17 protein-coding genes are annotated in these 19,353 nt (G+C 70.5%); 11 read left to right on the forward strand and 6 right to left on the reverse strand.

Annotated elements, in window-relative coordinates; genetic code table 11:
• Window positions 1–97: 97 nt before the first annotated feature.
• Entirely contained in the window at window positions 98–676 is a 579-nt protein-coding gene (locus ACWCQM_RS12335) for a TetR/AcrR family transcriptional regulator (RefSeq protein WP_450915234.1), read from the reverse strand.
• Window positions 677–795: 119 nt separating this feature from the next.
• On the opposite strand from ACWCQM_RS12335, the gene ACWCQM_RS12340 reads away from it, so the two are divergent.
• Window positions 796–2,265 (forward strand): FAD-dependent oxidoreductase, encoded by a 1,470-nt coding sequence (locus ACWCQM_RS12340; RefSeq protein ID WP_450915235.1) that lies wholly within the window; start codon window positions 796–798, stop codon window positions 2,263–2,265.
• A gap of 56 nt (window positions 2,266–2,321) precedes the next feature.
• Here the strand turns inward: ACWCQM_RS12340 and ACWCQM_RS12345 are convergent, their stop codons facing one another.
• Window positions 2,322–2,795 carry a hypothetical protein gene (locus ACWCQM_RS12345; protein WP_450915236.1) on the reverse strand — a complete coding sequence of 158 codons (474 nt, stop codon included), beginning with the start codon at window positions 2,793–2,795 and terminating at the stop codon, window positions 2,322–2,324.
• A 403-nt stretch (window positions 2,796–3,198) separates the two neighbouring features.
• Between ACWCQM_RS12345 and ACWCQM_RS12350 the strand changes: the two genes are divergently transcribed.
• Entirely contained in the window at window positions 3,199–3,957 is a 759-nt protein-coding gene (locus ACWCQM_RS12350; RefSeq protein ID WP_073753464.1) for an SDR family NAD(P)-dependent oxidoreductase, read from the forward strand.
• 122 nt (window positions 3,958–4,079) lie between these two features.
• On the opposite strand, the gene ACWCQM_RS12355 is transcribed toward ACWCQM_RS12350, so the two are convergent.
• A complete protein-coding gene (locus ACWCQM_RS12355) occupies window positions 4,080–5,273 on the reverse strand; it encodes an RtcB family protein (RefSeq protein ID WP_267075070.1) in 1,194 nt (397 codons plus the stop codon).
• Between the two features lie 172 nt (window positions 5,274–5,445).
• On the opposite strand from ACWCQM_RS12355, the gene ACWCQM_RS12360 reads away from it, so the two are divergent.
• From ACWCQM_RS12360 to ACWCQM_RS12370, 3 genes are all read left to right on the forward strand, one after another.
• Complete coding sequence (locus ACWCQM_RS12360; RefSeq protein ID WP_450915237.1) at window positions 5,446–6,264, forward strand: DUF3558 domain-containing protein; 819 nt, start codon at window positions 5,446–5,448, stop codon at window positions 6,262–6,264.
• A 275-nt stretch (window positions 6,265–6,539) separates the two neighbouring features.
• Window positions 6,540–7,367, forward strand: a complete 828-nt coding sequence (locus ACWCQM_RS12365) for a DUF3558 domain-containing protein (RefSeq protein WP_450915238.1) — start codon at window positions 6,540–6,542, stop codon at window positions 7,365–7,367.
• 182 nt (window positions 7,368–7,549) lie between these two features.
• Window positions 7,550–8,980 (forward strand): DUF2637 domain-containing protein, encoded by a 1,431-nt coding sequence (locus ACWCQM_RS12370; RefSeq protein WP_450915239.1) that lies wholly within the window; start codon window positions 7,550–7,552, stop codon window positions 8,978–8,980.
• A gap of 92 nt (window positions 8,981–9,072) precedes the next feature.
• Here the strand turns inward: ACWCQM_RS12370 and lysS are convergent, their stop codons facing one another.
• Window positions 9,073–10,833 carry a lysine--tRNA ligase gene (gene lysS / locus ACWCQM_RS12375; RefSeq protein WP_450915240.1) on the reverse strand — a complete coding sequence of 587 codons (1,761 nt, stop codon included), beginning with the start codon at window positions 10,831–10,833 and terminating at the stop codon, window positions 9,073–9,075.
• Window positions 10,834–10,978: 145 nt separating this feature from the next.
• On the opposite strand from lysS, the gene argS reads away from it, so the two are divergent.
• Entirely contained in the window at window positions 10,979–12,748 is a 1,770-nt protein-coding gene (gene argS, locus ACWCQM_RS12380; protein ID WP_450915241.1) for an arginine--tRNA ligase, read from the forward strand.
• 69 nt (window positions 12,749–12,817) lie between these two features.
• Here the strand turns inward: argS and ACWCQM_RS12385 are convergent, their stop codons facing one another.
• Window positions 12,818–14,239 carry a helix-turn-helix domain-containing protein gene (locus ACWCQM_RS12385; protein ID WP_450915242.1) on the reverse strand — a complete coding sequence of 474 codons (1,422 nt, stop codon included), beginning with the start codon at window positions 14,237–14,239 and terminating at the stop codon, window positions 12,818–12,820.
• 395 nt (window positions 14,240–14,634) lie between these two features.
• On the opposite strand from ACWCQM_RS12385, the gene ACWCQM_RS12390 reads away from it, so the two are divergent.
• The 4 genes from ACWCQM_RS12390 to ACWCQM_RS12405 all read left to right on the forward strand — a co-directional run bounded on the left by ACWCQM_RS12390 (window position 14,635) and on the right by ACWCQM_RS12405 (window position 17,424).
• Window positions 14,635–15,381, forward strand: a complete 747-nt coding sequence (locus ACWCQM_RS12390) for a DUF4232 domain-containing protein (protein WP_450915243.1) — start codon at window positions 14,635–14,637, stop codon at window positions 15,379–15,381.
• A gap of 178 nt (window positions 15,382–15,559) precedes the next feature.
• Window positions 15,560–16,345 (forward strand): helix-turn-helix domain-containing protein, encoded by a 786-nt coding sequence (locus ACWCQM_RS12395; RefSeq protein ID WP_450915244.1) that lies wholly within the window; start codon window positions 15,560–15,562, stop codon window positions 16,343–16,345.
• The gene (locus ACWCQM_RS12400; RefSeq protein WP_450915245.1) at window positions 16,342–16,584 is read left to right on the forward strand and encodes a DUF397 domain-containing protein; all 243 of its coding nucleotides are present in this window, start codon (window positions 16,342–16,344) and stop codon (window positions 16,582–16,584) included. The genes ACWCQM_RS12395 and ACWCQM_RS12400 overlap by 4 nt, the downstream gene beginning before the upstream one ends.
• An 84-nt stretch (window positions 16,585–16,668) precedes the next feature.
• Window positions 16,669–17,424 (forward strand): DUF4253 domain-containing protein, encoded by a 756-nt coding sequence (locus tag ACWCQM_RS12405; protein WP_450915246.1) that lies wholly within the window; start codon window positions 16,669–16,671, stop codon window positions 17,422–17,424.
• A 25-nt stretch (window positions 17,425–17,449) separates the two neighbouring features.
• Here ACWCQM_RS12405 and hemB read toward each other — a convergent pair whose 3' ends face one another.
• On the reverse strand, window positions 17,450–18,445 hold the full coding sequence (gene hemB, locus ACWCQM_RS12410) for a porphobilinogen synthase (RefSeq protein ID WP_450915247.1): 996 nt from the start codon (window positions 18,443–18,445) through the stop codon (window positions 17,450–17,452).
• 132 nt (window positions 18,446–18,577) lie between these two features.
• On the opposite strand from hemB, the gene ACWCQM_RS12415 reads away from it, so the two are divergent.
• On the forward strand, window positions 18,578–19,318 hold the full coding sequence (locus ACWCQM_RS12415; RefSeq protein WP_450915248.1) for a class I SAM-dependent DNA methyltransferase: 741 nt from the start codon (window positions 18,578–18,580) through the stop codon (window positions 19,316–19,318).
• The last annotated feature ends 35 nt before the right edge of the window (window positions 19,319–19,353 follow it).

A 19,353-nucleotide genomic window follows, 5' to 3' on the forward strand; every position in this document is an offset into this window, starting at 1 on the left:
CCCCCGCGCTCCAGGGCTGCTCGGCCGTGATCCACGGCTGCTGCACCCCCGTGCTCTACGGCTGCCGGGCCGCGCTCCACGGCTGCCGGCCCGTGCTCTACGGCTGTTCGGCCGTCAGATAGCGCTGGACCGTGGGGGCGAGCCAGCTGATGACCTCGTCCCGGGACATCGCGGCGGCGGGCTCGATGCGCAGGACGTACCGCGCGAGCGCCATGCCCAGGATCTGCGAGGCGACAAGCGCCGCCCGGCGGGGCGCGTCGGCCGGATCGGGGCAGACACCGGCGGCCACGGGACCGAGCTGCTCGGCGAAGACGGCCCGCATCCGCTCGGCTCCCGCTTCATTGGTGACCCCGACCCTCAGCAGGCCCGTCAGCACGTCGTCCTGCTCCCAGCGGTCCAGGAAGTGCCCGACGAGCACCGCACCGATGTGCTTGCCGGGAAGGGCGCCGAGGCCGGGCAGCCGCAGCTCGATCGCGGACGCGGCGGCGAAGAGCCCTTCCTTGGAGCCGTAGTAGCGCATCACCATCGACGGATCGATCCGGGCGTCACGGGCGATGGCCCGGATCGTGGCGCGCTCGTACCCGTCGGAGGCAAACCGCTCACGGGCGGCTTCGAGGATCGCCGCCTTGGTGGCGTCGGAGCGGCGTGGAGCGGGAGAAGGGGTGCGCGCTGTCATGCCAACGATCGTAGGCCAACAACCGTTGACACGCCACATCCTCCCGCCTTACAGTTGCCAACAAGCGTTGACCAACAAACGTTGGCCAACAGTCGTTGGTATTCGCTCGGGAGACCGCCATGACCGGCACATCCAGCTCGGAATCCAGCTCCACCGCCATCGACATCGTCGTCGTGGGCGCCGGCCCCACCGGCATGCTCCTGGCGGGCGACCTCGCCGCCCAGGGCCTCTCGGTCACCGTCGTCGAGCGCCGCCGGCGCGAGGCCGGCACCCTGACCCGCGCCTTCGGCGTGCACGCCCGCACGCTGGAGCTGCTCGACTCCCGGGGCCTCGCCGACGCGCTGGTCGCGACCGGCACCACCCTCGACGAGCTGCGGCTCTTCGGCCGGCTCTCGCTCGACCTCTCCCGGCTCCGGACCCGCTTCCCGTTCCTGCTCATCACCCCGCAGTACGAGGTGGAGAACCTCCTGCGGGAGCGCGCGCTCGAAGCGGGCGTGGATTTCCGTTACGGGACGGAGCTGCTCGGCCTGAGCCAGTCAGCGGACACCGGCACGGTCACCGCGGAGATACGCGACGCCGAAGGGGTCCGTTCCACCGTCGAGGCCGGATACCTCGTGGGCACCGACGGCGTGCACAGCTCCGTCCGCAAGGCCCTCGGGCTCCCGTTCCCCGGCGAATCGGTGATCCGGTCCATCGTCCTGGCCGACGTACAGCTCGCCGAGACGCCTCCCGGACTGCTCACGGTCAACGGCGTGGGTGACGCCTTCGCCTTCATCGCCCCCTTCGGCGACGGCTGGTACCGCGTCATGGGCTGGAACCGCACCCGCCATGTCGACGACAGCGAGCCCGTCGAGCTCGAAGAGCTGCGCGAGATCGCCCGTCGCGCCCTCGGCTCCGACTACGGGATGCACGACGCCCGCTGGCTCTCACGCTTCCACAGCGACGAACGCCAGGTGCCCGCCTATCGCGTGGGCCGGGTCTTCCTGGCCGGAGACGCCGCCCATGTCCACTCACCGGCGGGCGGCCAGGGCATGAACACCGGCCTCCAGGACGCGGCGAACCTCTCCTGGAAGCTCGCGGCCGTGCTGCGCGGGCAGGCCGCCGACCCCGAGGCCCTGCTCGACAGCTATCACGCCGAGAGGCACCCGGTCGGCTCCCAGGTCCTGCGCGCCAGTGGCGCGATCGTGCGCCTCGCGATGGCACGCACACCGCTGCAGCGGTCCGTCCGCTGGGCCGTCACCCGCCTGCTGTCCGTCGTGCGACCGGCCTCGGACAAGGCCATGGGCCGGATCTCCGGCATCGGCATCGCGTACGGAGCGCCGAAGGGCAGCCACCGTCTCGCGGGCACCCGTGCGCCCGATGTCCAGCTCGCCGAGGGCCGTCTGCTGGAGCTGCTGCGCAAGGGCGGGTTCGTGCTGATCACACCTCCGGACACGCCCGCCCCGGCCGGTGCGGCGCCCCTCGTCCACACGCACTGGACGAGCGACCGCACCACCACCCTGCTCGTCCGCCCCGACGGATACGTCGCCTGGGCGAGCGAGCGCCCCGACCCCGAGGCCCTGGAGCAGGCCCTCACCCTGAGCCGATGACCGCCCTCGCGGACCCGCCGGGGCTCCCCGATGACCGGCCTCCCGGGCCCACCGGTTCAGAACGCGTATCTGTCGCCCGTGGCGGGGGCCAGTACCTCGTGGGTGTCGTTCCGCCGGTTCCGGTCGCTCGCACCGCCGTTCCACAGCGTGTCCACCCGCACGACCACCTCGGCCGGGCGGCCCGCGAGGCGGAGGCCGACGGTGGTGCGCCGCGCCTCACCGGCCGCCGGCAGCGGTCCGGTCGCGCAGAGCACGGTCCGGCTGTCGCCGCGCAGGCAGCCCGGGGGCAGTTGCTGTGCGGCCGCGAGCGGCACGGAGAAGCGCAGCCTGACCGTCACGTCCGCGAGCGGGGACGGCCCCCGGTTCCCGGTCCTCAGCAGGACGCCGAGCCGGTCGCCCCAGAGCGAGACCCGGCCGTGGTGGGCCGTGTCCGCCTCCGGAGCGATCCCCCGGGGCGCCGGTTCGGCGACGGCGGACAGCCCGGGGCCGCCGAGCACCACGGCGGCCGTCAGCGCCGTCGCGACAGACATCTTCAGCACTGCTCTACGCGTCACTCCCATGCGCAGAACATACCGATAGCTCCCAATCCTCCTTATTTAAAGACCGGTTCGCCGCGCCTCCCCCACCCGCACGGCCCACCCCCGCACCGAGCCCGACGGCTCCCGCACGGCACCTGCGCACCGGCCGCGCGCCCACCCCGCTCCGTCGCCCGGGCCCGCCAGGACATGACCGGATCACCGATCCCGCCGGGCCGGCACGGCTGTGGCCGTGCACGACCCCGCAGACCGTGCACGCCCCCCACGGGCCGTGCACGACCCCCGCGGGCCGTGCACGACCCCCGCGGGCCGTGCACGACACCCGCGACCACTGAACGGGCCCCCGGAGCGCCCGCCTATCCTGGCCCCGTACCGATCAGCTGTCCGAGGAGTTCGCATGGCCGCCACCCCCATCGCCGTCATCACCGGCGCGAGCAGCGGCATCGGTGCCGCGACCGCCAGGCAGCTGGCCGCCGCCGGATACCGCGTGGTGCTCACCGCCCGACGCAAGGACCGCATCGAGACGCTCGCCGCCGAGCTCACCGACGCCGGCCACCAGGCGACGGCGTACGCCCTGGACGTCACGGACCGGGCGGCGGTCGACGAGTTCGCCACCGCGTTCCGCTCCCTGGCCGTACTGGTCAACAACGCGGGTGGCGCGCTGGGGGCCGACCCGGTCGCGACCGGCGACCCCGCCGACTGGCGCCAGATGTACGAGACCAATGTGATCGGCACGCTCAACGTCACCCAGGCGCTGCTGCCCGCCCTCACCGCGAGCGGCGACGGCACGATCGTGGTCCTCTCCTCGACGGCGGGCCTCTCCACCTACGAGGGCGGTGGTGGTTATGTGGCCGCCAAGCACGGCGAGCACGTCTTGGCGGAGACCCTGCGCCTGGAGATCGTCGGCACCCCGGTCCGCGTGATCGAGGTCGCGCCCGGCATGGTCAAGACCGAGGAGTTCGCCACCACCCGCTTCCGCGGCGACACCGAGAAGGCCGCCAAGGTCTACGCCGGTGTCGACGCCCCGCTCTCCGCCGACGACGTGGCCGACACCATCACCTGGGCGGTCACCCGCCCCAGCCACGTCAACATCGACCTCCTGGTGGTCCGACCCCGCGCCCAGGCCTCCAACTCCAAGGTCCACCGCACCCTCTGAGACGGCACCCGCCGGCACACTCGGTACACGAGAGCCCCGGGCCGCCCCTCATGAGCGGACCCGGGGCCCTGCCTGCCACCTCGGCCGACACTCCGGCCGGGTCGTTCACGGGCGCTCCGGGCTCAGCCCTTCACGCACACGACCTGCTTGAGCTTCGCGACGACCTCGACCAGATCGCGCTGCTGGTCGATGACCTGCTCGATCGGCTTGTACGCGGCCGGGATCTCGTCCACCACACCGGAGTCCTTGCGGCACTCCACCCCACGCGTCTGGTCCTCCAGGTCCTTCGTGGAGAACCTCCGCTTCGCCGCGTTCCTGCTCATCCGCCGCCCCGCGCCGTGCGACGCGGAGTTGAACGACTTCGCGTTCCCGAGGCCCTTCACGATGTAGGAGCCGGTCCCCATGGACCCGGGAATGATCCCGAACTCCCCGGAGCCCGCGCGAATCGCACCCTTCCTGGTGACCAGCAGATCCATGCCCTCGTACCGCTCCTCCGCCACGTAGTTGTGGTGGCAGGAGATGACCGGTTCGAAAGTGACCCCGGCCTTCTTGAATTCCTTCCGGACCACGTCCTGGAAGAGACCCATCATGATCGAGCGGTTGTACTTGGCGTACTCCTGCGCCCAGAACAGGTCGTTGCGGTACGCCGCCATCTGCGGGGTGTCGGCGATGAATACCGCCAGGTCACGGTCGACGAGACCCTGGTTGTGCGGAAGCTTCTGGGCCTGCCCGATGTGGAAATCGGCGAGCTCCTTGCCGATGTTCCGGGACCCCGAGTGCAGCATCAGCCACACCGACCCCGCCTCGTCGAGGCAGAACTCGATGAAGTGATTCCCCGATCCGAGCGTTCCCATCTGCTTCGTGGCACGTTCCTGGCGGAATTTGACGGAATCGGCGATCCCGTCGAAACGCGACCAGAAGTCGTCCCAGCCCGCCGTCGGGAAGCCGTGCAGCCTCCCCGGCTCGACCATGTGGTCGTGCATCCCCCGGCCCACCGGAATGGCCTGCTCGATCTTCGAGCGGAGCCGCGAGAGATCGCCGGGCAGGTCGTTGGCCGTGAGCGACGTCTTCACCGCGGACATCCCGCAGCCGATGTCCACGCCCACCGCGGCCGGACAGACCGCACCGTGCATCGCGATCACGGAACCGACCGTCGCCCCCTTGCCGAAGTGGACGTCCGGCATGACGGCGAGACCCTTGATCCAGGGCAGCGTGGACACGTTCCGCAACTGCTGCATCGCGACGTCCTCGACCGACGCGGGATCCGCCCACATACGGATGGGAACCTGCGCACCCGGTACCTCTACATACGACATAACTCCTCGATTCCCCCGAAAAAGACTGAAAGCGCAAAACTGGCGCCAAGGTCGCCATAAAGGTCGGCCGACCGGCATGCACAGCGGCGCGTGCGATACACATTGTGTCCATCGGCCGCCATCGAGCGGCAACCCGTTTTCGTACCGAAGGGAGCCTGGGACCGTGCGAAACATGGCGTACGTACCCGGCGTCGCGCTTCTCGTAGCGCTCGTCGCCGGCTGCAGCGCCGGCTCCGACGCCGACGACCCCGACGCCGACAGCAAGCCCGGCAGCCCGACGGTCACGGCCGCGCCCCCCGGGAAGTACCGGACGCTGCCCGAATCCTGCCGTGCCGTGCCGCGTTCCACCCTCAAGGACCTGCTGCCGGGCGCCGCCGACCTGTCGGAGGAGCAGCAGGACAAGGTTTACGAAGGCACGGCCACCGTCACCTACGACACCGACCGCAAGGTCGGCTGCCGCTGGAAGTCGGACGCCCCGGACGCCTCCCGGAACCTCTCCATCGACTTCGAGCGCGTCGTGTCCTACGACCCCGCCGTGAGCGACGACGACCGCGCCCGCGAGGTGTACGCCAAGAAGCAGGACGCCGCCGCCCTCCCCGCCTCCGACGGTGTCACCCCCAGCGAGACCCCCAGCGGGTCGGCCTCCGGCTCTCCCAGCAGCACGGCGTCCGGCTCCCCGGGCGGCACGTCCTCCGCCTCCCCCTCCGCCGACCCGTCCGGCAGCACCACCGGCACGGACCCCGATGAGGACCTCCGGCCGCGGCTCCTCGACGAGCTCGGGGATGCCGCATTTCTGAACGATGAGCTCACCCGTGCGGGTTCCACCGCACAGCACCGCACCGTGAGCGTGGTATTCCGCACATCGAACGTCATCGTGACCGTCCATTACACGGAGCAGCCCGCCGACGTCACCGGGGTACCCGACAGCCGCGAACTGCAGGAGAAGACCCAGGCCCTGGCGCGGAAGCTGGACGAGACCCTCAGCGACTGACCCGCCCCCGACAACCACCGGCCGGGGTCCGTCGCGCTCCCTGCGGCCTCCGGCCGAAGGCGGCATCCGGTCGCCGTCCGTCGTACCGTGGCCCCCGACCGGTGTGACGAACCGGCCGCCGTGACGCCCCGCAGGGCCGTGACGGACCGGCCGACGCGACGACCGGCCGATGTCACGGCCCACCCGGCCGTGACGACCGCCCTGCCGACCGATGTGACGTACCGCCCGACCGCCCGCACGACCGAGACCCGCCGTGCCGTCCGAGTGAAGGAACCATGCACCGATCAGCCCCGCGACTGTCCCGCATACTCGCCTGCGCCGCCGTTCCGGTGATGCTCGTCGTCGCCGGCTGCTCGTCGGACTCCGGCGACTCGAAGGACTCGGGCTCCTCGACCGCTCCGAGCGCGAAGAAGACGGAGCCGACCGTCGAGCCCGCGAAGTTCGCGACGCTGCCCGACGCCTGCTCCTCGATCCCCAAGAAAACCATCGAGGACCTGGTTCCCAAGGCCAAGAGCAAGGGCGGCACACCCGGCAAGTCCAGCGACACCGCCACCCGCGGCGGCTGCTCCTGGAACGGCCTGGACGACAACGGCGTCAAGGGCTCGCAGTACCGCTGGCTCGACGTCGGCTTCACCCGCTTCGATTCGGACCAGTCCCTGGGCAGCGGTGCCAAGCGGGCCACGGACGAGTACACGAAGCAGGTCTCCAAGGCCCAGGCGACCGAGGGTGCGAAGGGGGCCGCGGCCAAGCCCGCCTCCGGCATCGGCGAGCAGGCCACTTCCGTCACGTACAGCCTGACGAAGTCCAAGGAGGACTTCGAGTACGCGACGGTCATCGCCCGCACGGGCAACGTCGTCGTCAGCGTCACCTACAACGGTGCCGGTTTCGCCGGCGCCAAGACGCCCTCCGCCGCCGACATCGTCAAGGACGCCCAGAAGGCCGCCGCCGAGGCCGTCGCCGCGGTCGAGAAGCCTGCGGCCTCCCCGTCCGCCAAGGCCTCGTCCTCCGCGAAGGCGACGTCGAAGGCGACCGCGAAGGCGACCGCCAAGACGACATCCAAGGCGACCGCGAAGACGACGTCGAAGGCGGCCGCCAAGTCGTGACCAACGCCCGGCAGGGGCCCGAACTCCCCTGACCAGAGGGCATTTCACGAAGCCCGGTACTCCCGCGAGTACCGGGCTTCGCCCCCTCCCCGCGCAACATCCCCGGCCGGCATGTGCCAGGCTGTGCCCGCGCCGGATGCCGAAAGTGGAGCCGGTTCATCGAAGTCGGGAGGGGATCGCGGGTGGCCGCAATGCAGCTGACACGCACACACCGCGTGCTCATCGGGGTCGTCGTCGCCGGCGCCGTGCTCATCGCCGCGATCGGTTTCGCGGGCTCGTACGCCGCGGTACGCGAACTCGCGGAGGAGAAGGGCTTCGGCCAGTTCTCGCTGGTCTTCCCGATCGGCATCGACGCCGGTATCTGCGTACTGCTCGCGCTGGACCTGCTGCTGACGTGGATGCGCATCCCGTTCCCGCTGCTGCGTCAGACCGCCTGGCTGCTCACCGCGGCGACGATCGCCTTCAACGGCGCCGCCGCCTGGCCCGATCCGCTCGGCACCGGCATGCACGCGGTGATCCCGATCCTGTTCGTCGTCGCCGTCGAAGCCGCGCGGCACGCGGTCGGCCGGATCGCGGACATCACGGCGGACAAGCACATGGAGGGCGTCCGCCTCACCCGCTGGCTGCTCTCCCCCGTCCCCACCTTCAAGCTGTGGCGCCGGATGAAGCTGTGGGAGCTGCGCAGTTACGAGCAGGTCATCAAGCTCGAACAGGACCGGCTGATCTACCAGGCGCGTCTCCAGGCCCGCTTCGGCCGCAACTGGCGGCGCAAGGCCCCCATCGAGTCGATGATGCCGCTGCGCCTCGCCAAGTACGGCGTCCCGCTCGCCGAGACCGCCCCGGCCGGCCTCGCCGCAGCGGGCATCGAACCGGCCCTGCTGCCGCCCGCCCCGGCAGAGCTCGAAGCCGAGCAGCAGCCCCAGCTGCCGTACGCCCCGCAGAACCAGCAGACGCAAACCCAGCAGCCGCAGATCCCGCAGTCCCAGAACCCGCAGTCGCAGGACCCGCAGCAGGAACTGCTGGAAGAGCTGGACCCCTCGCAGCAGCAGCTGCCGCACCAGCAGCAACAGGCCGCCCAGCACCCCCAGCAGCACCCCCACCAGGGCCCCGGCTCGCACGACAGCCCGTGGTTCGCGGCCCCCCAGGTGCCGGAGGACGCGTACGAGAGCGCGTACAACCCGACGTACGTCGAAGGCCTGGAGCCGACCCCGGTGATGATCCCCTCGGGCCCCGGCGGCCGCACCCGTCCGCTCGGCAACGTGGGCACGATCGGCGCGTTCCCGCACCCCCGCGCCGCCGAACCCGAGCCCGGCCGGCAGCACGAGCAGCAGGAGCAGGCAGGACCCCAGGACCCGCAGCGCGAGGACCAGGCCCAGCAGGACGACCCCGCCGAATGGGCCGAGGCCGAGATCGAGTTCAGCGAGATCGCGTACGAGGTGTTCACCGCGTACACGCACCAGCACCAGGACTACCCGAGCGCCGAGGTGCTCGACATACACCTCTCGGACGGCCACAACGTCCGCCACCCGCGCAGCGCCGCGCTGCTCCGCCGGCTGCTGCCCGGCTTCAAGCAGCGCTTCGACAACGAGATGGCCGCGGACCACATCGCGTAACCGAGCGAGACCACATCGCGTAGCAGCCGGATCGGACACGAGAAAACGGGCGGGCCGCACAGAGCGGCCCGCCCGTTCTCACACCCGGGGTGTCACGCGCCCAGCAGCGTCCGCACCCGGTCCGCCCCCACCGCGAGCAGCAGCGTGGGCAGACGCGGCCCGGTGTCCCGGCCGACGAGCAGCCGGTACAGCAGGGCGAAGAAGGAACGCTGGGCGACCTTCAGCTCGGGCGTCGGCTTCGCGTCGGGCTCCAGGCCCTCCATCACCTTCGGTACGCCGTAGACGAGCGTGGTCAGCCCGTCCAGCGACCAGTGCGAGTCGAGCCCTTCCAGCAGCAGCCGCAGCGACTCGCGACCCTGCTCGTCCAGGGAGCCGAGCAGCTCCTTGTCCGGCTCGTCGCGGACGATGGTGCGGGCGTCGGCCGGGACCTGGGTGGTGATCCAGTTCTCGGCGCGGTCGAGCCGGGGCCTGGCCTCGTCGAGCGAGGTCAGCGGGTTCTCCGGGTCGAGCTCGCTGAGGATGCGCAGCGTCTGGTCCTCGGCACCGGCGGTGATGTCGGCGACGGACGCCAGCGTGCGGTAGGGCAGCGGGCGCGGGGTGCCGGGCAGCTCCCCGGCGGCCGTGCCGACGGCCCGGGCGTAGGCGGCGGCGTCGGCGGGCAGCACCGTGCCGTCGGCCACCTTGCGGACCAGCGAGTCCCACTCGTCGTAGAGCCGCTGGATCTCCTGGTCGAAGGCGATCTTGAAGGACTGGTTCGGCTTGCGGCGCGCGTACAGCCAGCGCAGCAGCGGCGCCTCCATGATCTTCAGCGCGTCGGCCGGGGTCGGCACGCCGCCCTTGCTGGAGGACATCTTCGCCATGCCGGAGATCCCGACGAACGCGTACATCGGGCCGATCGGCTGGACGCCGTCGAACACCTCGCGCACGATCTGGCCGCCGACGACGAAGGAGGAGCCCGGCGAGGAGTGGTCCACGCCGCTGGGCTCGAAGATCACGCCCTCGTACGCCCAGCGCATCGGCCAGTCGACCTTCCAGACCAGCTTGCCGCGGTTGAACTCGTTGAGCCGGACCGTCTCGGCGAAGCCGCAGGCCGAGCAGGTGTAGTTCAGCTCGGTCGTGTCGTCGTCGTAGGACGTGACGACCGTGAGGTCCTTCTCGCAGTTGCCGCAGTACGGCTTGTACGGGAAGTAGCCCGCGGTGTTGGAGCTGCCGTCGTCCTCGTCGGCCGCGCCGGAGCCCTCGGCGGCCTCCAGCTCGGCCTCGTCGACCTTCTTCTGCTGCGGCTTCTTGCCGCCCTTGGCCCCCGCCGCGCCGTCCTTCTTGGTGCGGTAGCGGTCCAGGACGGCGTCGATGTCGGCGCTGTGCCTCATCGCGTGCAGGATCTGCTCGCGATAGGTGCCCGCCGTGTACTGCTCGGTCTGGCTGATCGGGTCGTATTCGACGCCGAGCTCCTCCAGCGCCTGCACCATGGCGGCCTTGAAGTGCTCGGCCCAGTTCGGGTACGCCGACCCGGCCGGGGCGGGCACCGAGGTCAGGGGCTTGCCGATGTGCGCCTGCCAGGAGTCGTCGACACCCTCGACGCCGTTCGGCACCTTGCGGTAGCGGTCGTAGTCGTCCCAGGAGATCAGGTGGCGCACGGTGTACCCGCGGCGCCGGATCTCGTCGGCGACCAGGTGCGGGGTCATGACCTCTCGGAGGTTCCCCAGGTGGATCGGGCCCGACGGGGAGAGGCCGGAGGCGACGACGACCGGTTTGCCAGGCGCACGTCGCTCCGATTCGGCGATGACATCGTCCGCGAAGCGGGAGACCCAGTCGGTCTCGGTGCTGCTCTGACTCGAAGCCACGGTCGGCACGTCCTTCTCTCGTGTAGGACTCGTAGGGGACGCCCACGAAGGGCACCCCCATTCTCCCAGGTGCCGCCCGTAGCGCGAAAACGGCTTTACGCCCCGTGGGATACTGGGGTGATCCTTTGTCTCCTACGGAAACGGCAGCCGTCTCATGGCTTCGGTCCCTTCCCTCGCTTCCACGCTCCAGCAGCAGCTCGCGGACGCCCTGACGGCAGCACTGCCGGATGCCGGCACCGCGGACCCGCTGCTGCGCCGAAGCGACCGGGCCGACTTCCAGGCCAACGGCATCCTCGCGCTCGCCAAGAAGCTCAAGGGCAACCCCCGCGAGCTGGCGGCCCAGGTCACGGCGGCCCTTCCGGCCGGTGCGCTGATCAAGGACATCGAGGTCTCCGGCCCCGGCTTCCTGAACATCACCCTCACCGACCGGGCGATCGTCGAGACCCTCGCCGCGCGGGCCGCCGACGGCGACCGGCTCGGCGTCCCGCCGAAGGCCGCCCCCGGCACCACCGTGATCGACTACGCCCAGCCGAACGTCGCGAAGGAGATGCACGTCGGCCACCTGCGGTCGGCGGTCATCGGTGACGCCATGGTCCAGATCCTGGAGTTCACCGGCGAGAACGTCGTCCGGCGGCACCACATCGGTGACTGGGGCACCCAGTTCGGCATGCTCATCCAGTATCTGTTCGAGCACCCGGACGAGCTGAAGCACGAGAGCGACGAGGCGGACGGCGAAGCGGCCATGTCCTCGCTGAACCGCGTCTACAAGGCCTCGCGGGTCCTCTTCGACTCCGACGAGGAGTTCAAGGCCCGCTCCCGTGACCGGGTGGTGGCCCTCCAGGCCGGTGACCCGGAGACGCTGGCGCACTGGCAGCGCTTCGTCGACGAGTCGAAGATCTACTTCTACTCCGTCTTCGACAAGCTCGACATGAAGATCGACGACACCGACATCGTCGGCGAGTCCGGCTACAACGACATGCTGGAGGAGACCTGCCGCATCCTGGAGGAGACGGGCGTCGCCGTCCGCTCCGAGGGTGCGCTCTGCGTGTTCTTCGACGACGTGAAGGGCCCGGACGGCAACCCGGTCCCGCTGATCGTCAAGAAGACCAACGGCGGCTACGGCTACGCGGCCACCGACCTCTCCGCGATCCGCGACCGGGTCCAGAACCTCAAGGCCGACACCCTGCTCTACGTGGTGGACGCCCGGCAGTCCCTGCACTTCAAGATGGTCTTCGAGACGGCCCGCCGCGCCGGCTGGCTCAACGAGGACGTCAAGGCGCACCAGCTGGCCTTCGGCACGGTCCTCGGCAAGGACGGCAAGCCCTTCAAGACCCGTGAGGGCGTCACCGTCCGGCTCCAGGACCTCCTCGACGAGGCCGTCGAGCGGGCCACCGCCGTGGTCCGGGAGAAGGCCGGGAAGGTGGGCCTGACCGAGGACGAGATCGTCGAGAACGGCCGGTTCGTCGGTGTCGGCGCCGTGAAGTACGCGGACCTGTCGACCTCCGCCGTCCGGGACTACAAGTTCGACCTGGACCAGATGGTCTCGCTGAACGGCGACACGTCGGTGTACCTCCAGTACGCCTACGCCCGTATCCGCTCCATCCTGCGCAAGGCGGGCGACGCGAAGCCGGCCGCCCACCCCGAGCTGGACCTCGCCCCGGCCGAGCGCGCGCTCGGCCTGCACCTGGACCAGTTCGGCGCGGTCCTGGACGAGGTCGCCGAGGGGTACGAGCCGCACAAGCTGGCCGCGTATCTCTACCAGCTGGCCTCGCACCTCACCACGTTCTACGACCAGTGCCAGGTGCTCAGCGACGAGAACGCACCGGAGGTCGTCGAGAACAGGCTCTTCCTCGTCGAGCTCACCGCCCGGACCCTGCACCAGGGCATGAAGCTGCTCGGCATCAGGACGCCCGAGCGCCTCTGAGCACCCCACGACAGCCCGACGGCCCCGTACACCTCGCGGTGTGCGGGGCCGTCGCCGTTCCGGGAGCCGTCAGTCCTCCGCGGGCACCCACTGCGCCGTGTCCGGGCGGTAGTAGTACTCCGGCCGCGTCGCGATGCTGCTCGTACGGAACGGCTTGCCCTGGTCGTCGATGCGCAGCTTCCCGCTCCTGCCCCCGCTGGTCCACTCCAGCTCCAGGTACCAGGTCACGTCGTGGCCCTCCACATGCGCGTCCAGGTGGAACACCTCGACATCGGTGGAGCTCACCCGGTACGGGAAGTCCTTCGCGGGCACGACCACCCCGGCGTCCTCCCCCGCGACCGGCTTGGAACGCGGCCGGCTGTCGTCCAGGTCGATGTCGAACGTCTGAGGGGTGATGCCACCCCCGCAGCCGTTCCCCATGGAGTACGCGTTCCAGGGGAGCGCCGCCTCGCGCCCCAGCACCCGCACGTGCAGGGCGTTCAGCACGACCGCCTCCTCCGACTTCCCCTGGAGCGTGAGTTCGAGCTTCATATCGCCGCCGTCCACGCCCCCGAGAGCCCGCGCCCAGCTGCGGGAGTCCTGGGACGGGGGGTTCGGCGGCACATCGTCGGGATCCTGGTCGAGCAGGTAGTACTGCCCGCAGGGCGACTCCCAGTTGTACGAACTGATCGTGGCGTTGACGGGGACGCCGCTCCCGGCAGTGGCGCCGGAGCTCGCCGAAGGGGTCGCCGACGAGCTGCTCCCACCGTCCGGTGCGGTGGTGTCCTCGCTGGGCTTCGCCGATGTGCCGATCCCCTTGCCAGGCTTCGCGCTGCCGCTGACCCGACCGCTGGGTACGATTTGCGCGACGCTGGGCTCCGCCTGCGTACGCCCGTCGTCGGACGGCCCGTCACCCGCGAGGCCCCGGACGGCAAGGGCGGCGGGCACGGTGAGCGCCACGACGGCGACCGCGGTGAGCAGGACACGCGTCCTCCTCGTCGGCCGCCGGCGGCCGGGCTCGCGGTCGCCGGGATGGGGCGCCCCGGGCGTCACGTCCTGCGGGAACGACTCCGCTCCGGGCCCGGATTCGACCTCTGCTCCGGGCTTCGTCCGGGGCTCCGAATCGGCCTCCGCTTCGGGCCGCGCAACCGGTTCCGTTTCTGCCGCCGCCACCGGTTCGGCCACCGCCTCGGGACGCGCCTGGGCCACCGCCGCGGTCTCCGCCTCCGGAGAGGCCGCAGCCGCCTCGGGCCGCCGCACACCCCGCCGCTTGGCCTCGTCGGCCAGAATCCACTTCCGGTGCAGCGCCACCAGTTCCTCGGACGAGGCCCGGCACACCCGCGCGAAGCGCTCGACGGGTGCGTACTCATGAGGGACCGCGTCACCGTTGCAGTACCGGTGAACGGTCGACGTGCTCATGTGGAGCTTCTGCGCGAGCGTCCCGTAACTGAGCCCGGACCGCTCCTTCAACCCCCTGAGCAGCTCCGCGAAGTCCTGGATCTCTGTGCCCACCCCGACCGTTCCCCTTCCGTTCCTTCCCGGAAAGGCGTTCCAGGGAGGTGATGTTCGCGCAGGTCAGAGTGTGTACGAACGTTCCAGCGTCCCGCATGCCCCGGCAACCGTTGCGACCGGATTCCGGGGCTGGAAAGGATGTGGACACACCGCGGCGTTCCCCGCGACCTGCACATCCCACCCTCACCCGTCCCGGGAGCCTCGTTGCGTACTCGACCTGAAATCAGCCTGACCGACGCGGTCGCCACGGGAGTGCTGATCGCCTGCATCGCGGTCGTCATCGCACTCCTGTAACGCCTCTGATCATGCGTCACCGCTCAGTACACCCGCCCGCACCTCAGGGCGCCAAGTCGGCGCCCCGGGCACACATCACCTTCGAACGGGGAGAACCACCCATGCGTAACCTTCGCTTCCGCCGCGCTGCCCGCACCTCCGCCCTCGGCACCGCCGCACTGGTCGCGGCGCTGTCCCTCACCGCCTGCCAGAGCGACAGCCCGGAGCCGTACGACGCCCTGGCCACGGCTTCCCAGCAGCCGGCCGACGGCAAGTCCGCGGCCCCGGCGGCGAACACGGACACGGACAAGAAGCCGGCCGGGGACTCGGGCTCCACCGGTTCCGTTTCCGGCACCGAGAAGGATTCCGGTTCCTCCGGCGCGAAGCCCGCAGCGAAGCCCGCGGAGCAGGCCGGCAACAGCGGCGGCGGCGACACCGGCGGCGCCCTGCCCACCTGCACCGGCGCGAACACCAAGCTCACGATGACGAGCGTCAAGCGCCCCATCAACCACATGCTGCTCACGGTGACCAACACCGGCTCGAAGTCCTGCAACGCCTACTACTACCCCTTCCTCCGGTTCGGCGAGGCGCAGTCCGTCCCGCGGACCGTCGAGGACAGCAAGCCGCAGGCCGTCGTCACCCTCACCCCCGGCCAGTCCGCCTACGCGGGCGTCATGACCGCCTCCGCCGACGGCAGCGGCACGGGCGGCTACTCCACCAACGACCTCTCCGTCAGCTTCCAGGGGGCGAAGGAAGGCGCCTCCACGGGCGGCGAGGTGAGCGTCCCGCTCGGCAAAGAGGTCTACGTCGACAGCACCCTGGCCGTCACCTACTGGCAGACCGAGATGGATGACGCCCTCATGTACTGACCGGGAGGGTGGCGTCGCCCCGATCGCCGGACGACGGTCACTCCGCGTGCATACCCTCGGGCAATGCGTCGACCCGTACAGATTTCTTGTACGGGTCGACCATGCGTGAAGCACGCACGAGGGCGGGGAGTCCGACCGTATGCACCCCAGGAAACGGCAGCGCAAGAACGCGTCCGCCATGAAGCTCGTCGGCAAGCTGGTCGGCCTGTTCCGCATCACGGCGGACCTCACCCAGGCCCAGCTCGCGGACCGCGCCTCCGTCCAGGTCGAGACGATCGCCTCGATCGAACAGGGCCGCCGCGCACTCCTCCCCGACCTGGCCCGCCGGCTGGACCAGCTCCTGAGCACGAAGGGGGCGCTGGAGACGGCGGTGGACAACATGCCGGAGGTGGACCTGATCCCGGCGTGGGCGGAGACGTTCATCGACCTAGAACGGGAGGCCCGTGCCCTGTCCTTCTACGAGAACCAGGTGCTGCCGGGCCTGCTCCAGACGGAGGACTACGCCCGCGCCGTTTTCAGCAGTCGGGTGCCTGCTTTCTCAGAGGAAGAGATCAGCGCTCAAGTCACCACGAGGCTCGACCGGCAGAGCATCCTCCGCAGCCAGATCCCGCCGACCGTCAGTTTCATCGTGGCCGAAGCAGTCTTTCTCGACCACCTCGGAGGTGAAGCGGTTCACAGACGCGCAGTGGAGCACTTGCGAGAGTGCTCGACCCTGCCGGGAATCACTCTCCAGATCATGCCGATCGGACGCCAAACTCACGCTGCGCTCGACGGTCCCTTCGTCCTCCTGGAAACCCCGGACCACCAGCATCTTGCGTATGCCGAGACCCAACGTGGCAGCCAGCTCATCTCCGACCCCAGTGAGGTCAGCATCCTGGCTCAGAGGTATGCGATGCTGCGGACGCAAGCCCTGAACGCGGAGGACACCAGGGCTTTGTTGGATCGGATGCTAGGAGACCGATGAGCACGGCACTGAGTTGGTTCAAATCCAGTTACAGCGGTAGCGACGGCGGCAACTGCCTCGAAGTAGCCTACGACTGGCGCAAGTCGAGCTACAGCGGCAGCGACGGCGGCGAGTGCCTCGAAGTCGCCGCCCACCCCACCGCCATCCACGTCCGCGACTCCAAGAACCCCGAAGGCCCCACCTTCACCGTCGCCCCCACCGCCTGGTCGGCCTTCGCCGCGTACGCCGCGCGGAGCTGACGACGTACCGCTCGTCGCCCGGCCCGACCTGACGGCCGGTCACTCCCAGGGGCTCTGTCAGTGGCAGAGCCTAGGGTGACCGGCATGGCGACGCTCCCGAACCAGCTGTACCGGCTCCCGCTGCCGGCGGGCACCCTCGTGGACACCACGGCCGACGGACCGTGGCACGAACCTCTCCTCTGGTACGCCGACGAGCCCGCGCGGCCGGGCGACTGGGCCCGGCTGCGGGCCGTCGGACGCCCGCTCGGTCTGCTCCCGGTCCTGATGGACCGCGGCCGGCGCGACGAAGGCCCCCAGGACTGGGAGCTCCGCCCGGCCGACACGTCCTACCCCGGCGACCACGACGCCGAGGAGGTCCTCATCGAGTCCTGGGAGGCGTACGCCGACGACGAGCTGGAGGAGGCCGCCGAGTGGCCGGGACCGGCCCCGGTCCCCGCCGCAAGCACTCTGGAGACCCCGGACGAACTGGCCGCGGGGATAGCCGACATGATCACCGGCACGTCCAGGCTCGCCCTCGTGCCCGCACGGCGCAGCGCGGACATCCCTGCGGCGATCGGCTGGTCCGGCCCGCTCAACCACGAGAACGACGTGGCCAGGCTCTGCGCGGTGCTGCGCTCCTGGGAGGACCGCTTCGACATCAGGGTCGTGGAGCTCGGCTTCGACACCCTGAAGGTGTCCGTGGGACGGCCTCCCACCACCGAGGCGGAGGCACGCGCCCTGGCCGCCGAGCATTTCGCGTTCTGCCCGGACAACATCGACGGCCCGCCCCCGCACGCGCTGCGCGACTACGCCGCGAAGCACCTGCTGGGACAGGAGGTCTGGACGTTCTGGTGGGACTGAGCCGGACCGGACCGGCCGACGGGGGTCAGCGCCCGAGCTTCTGCGCGACCTCCGTCGCCCAGTAGGTCAGGATCATCCGCGCGCCCGCGCGCCGGATGCCCGTCAGGCTCTCCAGGATCGCCGCGTCCCGGTCGATCCAGCCCTTCTCGGCTGCGGCCTCGATCATCGCGTACTCGCCGCTGATCTGGTACGCCGCGACCGGCACGTCCACCGCGTCGGCGACCTTGGCGAGGATGTCGAGGTAGGGGCCGGCCGGCTTCACCATGACCATGTCGGCGCCCTCCTCCAGGTCCAGCGCCAGCTCCCGCAGCGACTCGCGGATGTTCGCCGGGTCCTGCTGGTACGTCTTGCGGTCGCCCCGGAGCGAGGAGCCCACGGCCTCGCGGAAGGGGCCGTAGAAGGCCGAGGAGTACTTCGCGGTGTAGGCGAGGATCGACACGTCCTCGTGGCCCGTCTGGTCGAGCGCGTCACGGATCACGCCGACCTGGCCGTCCATCATGCCGCTGGGACCCACCACATGGGCGCCCGCGTCCGCCTGGACCTGGGCCATCTCGGCGTACCGCTCCAGCGTGGCGTCATTGTCGACGCGGCCGTCCTCGGTCAGCACCCCGCAGTGGCCGTGGTCGGTGTACTCGTCCAGACAGAGGTCGGACATGATCACCAGATCATCGCCGACCTCTTCCCGCACCGCCCGCAGACCGACCTGGAGGATGCCGTCCGGGTCGGTCCCCGCCGTGCCCCGGCCGTCCTTCTTCTCGTCCAGCGGGACCCCGAAGAGCATGATCCCCGAGACACCCGCCGAGACCGCGTCGACGGCGGCCTTCCGCAGCGTGTCCAGGGTGTGCTGCTGGACGCCGGGCATGGCCGAGATGGCGACCGGGGCGTCGATGCCCTCGCGTACGAACGCGGGCAGGATCAGATTCGCCGGGTCGAGCCGGGTCTCGGCGACCATGCGCCGCATGACGGGGGTCGTCCGCAGCCGGCGGGGCCGCGAGCCGGGGAAATTTCCGTAATCGGTCATCCTTCGAGACTAGACCCGCGCGAGGGGGCCACTTGCCGACAGCCGAGCCGGAAAAGCGGCCAGGACCCGCCACCCCTGGAAGCGAACAAATGCGTCGACAAACCCCCCGGGCACCCGGCAGAGTGCCCGTCCGTGACGAGCAGCGACCTGTGGGACCACGCGACCGCCGACCGCTACGACGCCGAGGAGGCGCCCAGATCAACCGCCCGCTTCCTCGGACCGACCCTCGACTTCCTCTCCGGCCTCGCCGGGGACGGCCGGGCCCTGGAGTTCGCCATCGGCACCGGCCGCGTGGGCATCCCGCTCCGTGAACGCGGCGTACCGGTCGCCGGCATCGAACTCTCCGAGCCCATGGCGGCGGTACTCCGCGGCAAGATCGACGAGGACAGGCTTCCGGTGGTCATCGGGGACATGGCCACCACCACCGTGCCCGGTGAGTTCGCCCTGGTCTACCTCGTCTACAACACCATCTCGAACCTCCTCACCCAGGACGAGCAGGTCGAGTGCTTCCGTAACGCCGCACGCCATCTGAGCCCCGGCGGCCGGTTCGTCATCGAGCTCGGTGTGCCGCCTCTGAGGCTCCTGCCCCCGACGCAGGCCGCCGTGCCCTTCGACGTCTCCGACCGGCATCTCGGCTTCGACACCTTCGACCTGGTCGAGCAGCATCTCGTCTCGCACCACTTCACCCGCGACGGAGAGGACGGGCGCTACCGCCGAGGCGCCTCCCGGCACCGCTACGCCTGGCCCGCGGAACTCGACCTCATGGCACGGATCGCCGGGCTCGAACTGGAACGCCGGGTCGCGGCCTGGGACGGGACGCCGTTCACCCAGGACTCCACGCAGCACATCTCCGTGTGGCGCAAGCCCGTCTGAGGCGCTCCGAGGCGCGGGAACACGTGAGGGCCGGC

The sequence above is a fragment of the Streptomyces sp. NPDC002125 genome (genome assembly GCF_053593715.1).